Annotated in this window: 6 protein-coding genes; 3 read left to right on the top strand and 3 right to left on the bottom strand. The window is 47.3% G+C overall.

The annotated features are described in order from the left end of the window. Positions 1 to 85 precede the first annotated feature (85 nt). The 3 genes from nrdB to yfaE all read left to right on the top strand — a co-directional run bounded on the left by nrdB (position 86) and on the right by yfaE (position 2,033). Entirely contained in the window at positions 86 to 1,219 is a 1,134-nt protein-coding gene (nrdB, locus tag Q1M25_RS08225; protein ID WP_036490932.1) for a class Ia ribonucleoside-diphosphate reductase subunit beta, read from the top strand. Between the two features lie 75 nt (positions 1,220 to 1,294). Continuing rightward, on the top strand, positions 1,295 to 1,672 hold the full coding sequence (locus Q1M25_RS08220) for a hypothetical protein (protein ID WP_150537828.1): 378 nt from the start codon (positions 1,295 to 1,297) through the stop codon (positions 1,670 to 1,672). Between the two features lie 61 nt (positions 1,673 to 1,733). Further along, positions 1,734 to 2,033: a class I ribonucleotide reductase maintenance protein YfaE gene (yfaE, locus tag Q1M25_RS08215; protein ID WP_003686421.1), complete on the top strand. Its 300-nt coding sequence runs from the start codon at positions 1,734 to 1,736 to the stop codon at positions 2,031 to 2,033. Between the two features lie 77 nt (positions 2,034 to 2,110). Here yfaE and Q1M25_RS08210 read toward each other — a convergent pair whose 3' ends face one another. The 3 genes from Q1M25_RS08210 to Q1M25_RS08200 form a co-directional block, all read right to left on the bottom strand. After that, a complete protein-coding gene (locus tag Q1M25_RS08210; protein ID WP_300483780.1) occupies positions 2,111 to 2,680 on the bottom strand; it encodes an acetate uptake transporter in 570 nt (189 codons plus the stop codon). Between the two features lie 133 nt (positions 2,681 to 2,813). Then, complete coding sequence (aroD, locus tag Q1M25_RS08205) at positions 2,814 to 3,563, bottom strand: type I 3-dehydroquinate dehydratase (RefSeq protein WP_150537826.1); 750 nt, start codon at positions 3,561 to 3,563, stop codon at positions 2,814 to 2,816. 27 nt (positions 3,564 to 3,590) lie between these two features. Further along, positions 3,591 to 4,754 (bottom strand): excinuclease ABC subunit UvrC (locus Q1M25_RS08200; protein WP_300483777.1); only part of this gene is annotated, 1,164 nt, incomplete at its 5' end.

The following is a 4,754-nucleotide window of genomic DNA, read 5'->3' as shown; positions in this document are numbered from 1 at the left end:
CCTCCGCATAGCCTAGAAGCCGCCTATCCTCCTTTTAGATTTAAATCAACCTGAGAAACCCGCCATGTCCTGCGAACCCCTCGTCATGTCATACAGCACCTTTTCCAAAACCAAAAACGACGCGCTGAAAGAGCCGATGTTTTTTGGTCAGCCGGTAAATGTCGCCCGTTATGACCAGCAGAAATACGAAGTATTTGAAAAACTGATTGAAAAACAATTGTCTTTCTTCTGGCGTCCGGAAGAAATCGACGTGTCGCGCGACCGTATCGACTACGCCAATCTGCCCGAACATGAAAAACATATTTTCATCAGCAATCTGAAATACCAAACCCTGCTCGATTCTATCCAAGGCCGCAGCCCGAATGTTGCGTTCTTGCCTTTGGTGTCGATTCCCGAGCTGGAAACTTGGATTGAAACGTGGAGCTTCAGCGAAACCATCCACTCACGCAGCTATACTCATATCATCCGCAATATCGTGAATGATCCTTCAGTCGTGTTCGATGATATTGTGCAAAACAAATACATTATCGCCCGTGCTGAAGACATTGCCTGCTATTACGATGATTTGATTGAATACACTCAGTATTACAATCTGTTGGGCGAAGGTTCGCACAATGTCGGCGGCAAGCTCGTGACCGTGTCTTTGCGTGAATTGAAGAAAAAGCTCTATCTCTGCCTGATGTGCGTCAACGTATTGGAAGCCATCCGCTTCTACGTTTCATTCGCCTGCTCTTTCGCCTTTGCCGAGCGCGAATTGATGGAAGGCAACGCCAAAATCATCAAACTGATTGCCCGTGACGAAGCCCTGCACCTGACCAGCACCCAGCATATGCTCAACCTGATGCGTGCCGGTGCCGATGATCCTGAAATGGCTGAAATTGCAAATGAATTGCAGGACGAGTGTTTCAACCTCTTCAAAAAAGCAGCCGAGCAGGAAAAAGAATGGGCGGCCTATCTGTTTAAAGACGGCTCAATGATTGGCCTGAACAAGGAAATTCTGGCTCAATACGTTGAATACATTACCAATCTGCGTATGCAGGCGGTTGGCCTTCCTGCCGGATTTGAAGGTGCGACCCAAAATCCGATTCCTTGGATAAACGCATGGCTGTCTTCTGACAATGTACAGGTTGCGCCGCAGGAAGTGGAAATTTCTTCTTACTTAATCGGTCAGATTGATTCGGAAGTCAGCGCGGACGATTTGGGCGATTTCGAGCTGTAAACCGCGTTTCAGACGGCCTTTGGGCGTAACCGGCCGTCTGAAAATCTCTTTTCAATCCTCAAGGTATAACCAAAAATGAAGATTTATGGCGACATTGCGGTAAAAGCAGCTGAATCATATTCTAAATATGAAGATATGGAACAAGCTTGGATAGAGATTGCGGCATCATTTCCCATCAAGGAGTCAATTAGAAAAAAAGGATGCCCAAAGAATGCATTTTTGGGATTGTGTCGTGCGGGGTTGGTTAAAGGAATCAACCCGGAAAAAGTCAAAACCAAACATTCCAAAAACGGAGAATATGCCGTTGCAGCGGTCAGCCTTTTAAAAAATGATCCCGAATGGGCAAATCAGAAAAAATCCGTTTTCTGGCGCGAAATTGTGGGTAATGAAAAAAAATATAACAGCCAGCTTCATGTCGTTTTGACCTTGTGGGAAAAAGGCTTGATTATTTGAATTTATATATTTAAGGCCGTCTGAAACATTGTTCAGACGGCCTCTATGCCCTAAAACACACATGGCACTCATTAGCACACACGACAAAACCTTCCAACTCCAACAAGGCGAAACCTTATTGGAGGGCTTGGAGCGCACCGGACATGAGGTTGAATACCAATGTCGCAGCGGTTATTGCGGTTCATGCCGGGTTAAAATCTTGGATGGAAAAGTCTCTTATGATAATTTTCCGCTCGCTTTTGTCGCGCCCGGAGAAATTTTGCCGTGCTGCTGCCGGGTTACTGAAGACATCAAGCTTGATTGTCGGGAGCGCATCAAAGAGCCGGATTTATTTGATGTCGATTTATTTGAAGACAAATAAAAAATGCCGTCTGAACATTGTGGCCGAAATCTTTGATTTCATTTCCACCGTTCAGACGGCATTTTGTTTAAGCAACCTTATTTACGTTCGCCAATCGGCAAAACCGTCTTGCCGAAAGATTCGTTGATGACCTCTGCCGCTGCCAAGTAGAACGCACCAAGTGCAGTTACCAAGCCTAAGCAACCGCCGATATGGACAATGCTATGATTTTCCATGCCATCGCCAATACCCAGTGCAAAGAAAGTCAGTGTCAAGCAAAAGAAAATACCGCTCAATACTTTAGGCTTGGTCAAGGTGGCCACAAACATCATTAGCGAAAACATACCCCATGTGCAGAGATACCAACCGATAAATGCCGGGGCTGTTTCACCTTTAAAAAAGATGGTAAACAAAGCCCATGTCCACCAGAATGCGCCATAGCTGATAAAAGCGGTAAAGCCAAACGTATTGCCTTTCTTGAACTCAAACATACCAGCAATAACTTGGGCGATACCACCAAAGGCGAGAGCCATGCCCAAAACTAAGCCGACACCCTCTTGAGCAGTAAAAAAGCCGCCGTTAATCATACTGAGCAACCAAGTTGTCAATGCAAAGCCACACAGGCCTACTGGACCTGGGTTCGCTAGGTTTTCTTTAGTAGTAGTCATTTTATTTCTCCTCTGGTTATTAAAATAGGAAACCCATTGTTACCTATTTTATTTAAAATTAAAAGAAATAAATTTAAAAAATCAGGCCGTCTGAAAAATATTTTTCAGACGGCCTTGAATATTAATAATTAAACTATCCCAAAATTGCCAAGATTTTCCTTAATTCGTTGGCATCAATTTGGCCGGGGGCAGACGTTTTTTGTGCCGCACCAAAGGTAACGGCCGAGCCGAAAGTCGAGCCGGCCAAGCGGCTGACGGCTCCGATTTTACCCATAGACATAGTAATAATCGGGCGGTCGATAATTTGTGAAACATCATATGTTGCCTGTAATAAGGTCAATACATCTTGCGACGATTGCGGCATCACGGCAATTTTGCAGATATCCGCGCCCCACTCGGCCATTGTTTTCAGACGGCCTGTAATATCTACCAAAGACGGCGTGGCTTGAAAATCGTGATTGCAAAGCAAGGCGGCAGTTTGATGTTCATGTGCCAAAGCTATGGTTTGTTTTACGCCATTTTCCTCGGCAAAAAGCTCAATGTCGATCATATCAGCTTGTTTGGACCGGATAATTTTTTCCAATAATTTAAAATAATAGTCGTCCGAACAAGGCGTATTGCCGCCCTCTTGCGCCCTTCTAAACGTAAATAGCAAGGGCTTGTCAGGAAAAGCCTGTCGAGCAATGCCTAATTGTTCGGCAATAAAATCGGCATCAAGCGCAGCTTGAAAAAAATCTGCACGAAATTCAATAATGTCAAAAGCCGTATCTTTCAATACGCGCAAAGCCTGCTTCAATTCCTGCGTATTGGCGGCCACCAGCGGCACTGCAATTTTAGGCAGGCCTTTGCCGATCTCGATATTTTTGATGATGACAGATTTCATATTGTTCCTTTTTGTTCTTCAAGCCAATCAGTGCAGATGCTCGTAGATGGTTTCCGCCAATGCTTTGCTGATACCTTCAACTTTTTCCAAGTCCTCGCGGCTGGCCGCAATCACGCCGCGCAGACCGCCGAATCGGGTAAGCAATGCTTGGCGACGTTTGCTGCCGATACCGGGGATTTCGCTGAGTGAGGAAGTAACGCGCGCTTTGTCGCGTTTTTTGCGGTGGCCTGTAATCGCAAAGCGGTGCGACTCATCGCGTACGGTTTGCAATAGATGCAAGGCCGGGCTATTGGGCGGCAGGCGGAAGACTTCGCCGGTAAAAGGCAGTATGAGTTCTTCCATGCCGGCTTTGCGCTCAGGGCCTTTGGCGATACCGACCAAAGGAATGTGCAGCCCGAGTTCTTCCCATACCGATACGGCTACGCCGATTTGCCCTTTGCCGCCGTCAATCAACACGACATCCGGCCATTTGACGCTTTCGCCGTTGGCTTCGGCTTCCTGCATTTTGCCGTAACGGCGCGTCAACACTTCGCGCATGGCGGCGTAGTCGTCGCCGGGCTTGGCGGTCGTGATGTTGTAGCGGTGGTATTGCGAAGGCTGGATGTTTTGCTCATCGTACACAACGCAGGACGCAATAGTGGCCTCGCCTTGCGTGTGGCTGATATCGAAACATTCAAGGCGGTTGAGGCCGTCTGAATCCATGCCGAGGATTTTGGCCAGTTCATCAATACGGTGTTGCTGGCTGCTTTGTTGCAGGCGGCGTTGGGCAATCGCCATTTGTGCGTTTTGTTCCGCCATTTTCAACCAGACTTTGCGTTCGCCTATGGTCTTGGTGACAAATTGTATCTGCTTGCCGTGTTCGCCTTCCAAGGCCTCTTTCAGCGCATCGGGAACGGGAAAGTTGCTGATGATGATGTCAGGTTTACTTTTGCCTAGATAGTGTTGGGCGACAAAGGCTTCGGCGTAATCTTGCCCGTTTGGCTCGGGATCGTTTTTGGTGTCGGGGAAAAAACTTTTATCGCCGACGTGCCGTCCACCTCGGATGCTGACCCAGTGTACGCAAACCAGGCCGTCTGAAACCGCCAGCGCGAGCAAATCAATATCGTTGGGATTGTTCGGATTTTTCCTGTCGATAACCTGATTACTCTGCATGATGCCGAGTGCTTGAATTTGATCGCGATAACGGGCGGC

This window comes from uncultured Neisseria sp. (assembly GCF_951230505.1).
GTDB lineage: Bacteria > Pseudomonadota > Gammaproteobacteria > Burkholderiales > Neisseriaceae > Neisseria.
Note: the sequence above shows the minus strand (reverse complement) of the source record. Positions and strands in the feature narration are given on the sequence as shown.

Coding starts and splice junctions, on each gene's coding strand:
- nrdB (WP_036490932.1), top strand. CDS start 86: ATGTCATACAGCACCTTTTCCAAAACCAAAAACGACGCGCTGAAAGAG.
- Q1M25_RS08220 (WP_150537828.1), top strand. CDS start 1,295: ATGAAGATTTATGGCGACATTGCGGTAAAAGCAGCTGAATCATATTCT.
- yfaE (WP_003686421.1), top strand. CDS start 1,734: ATGGCACTCATTAGCACACACGACAAAACCTTCCAACTCCAACAAGGC.
- Q1M25_RS08210 (WP_300483780.1), bottom strand. CDS start 2,680: ATGACTACTACTAAAGAAAACCTAGCGAACCCAGGTCCAGTAGGCCTG.
- aroD (WP_150537826.1), bottom strand. CDS start 3,563: ATGAAATCTGTCATCATCAAAAATATCGAGATCGGCAAAGGCCTGCCT.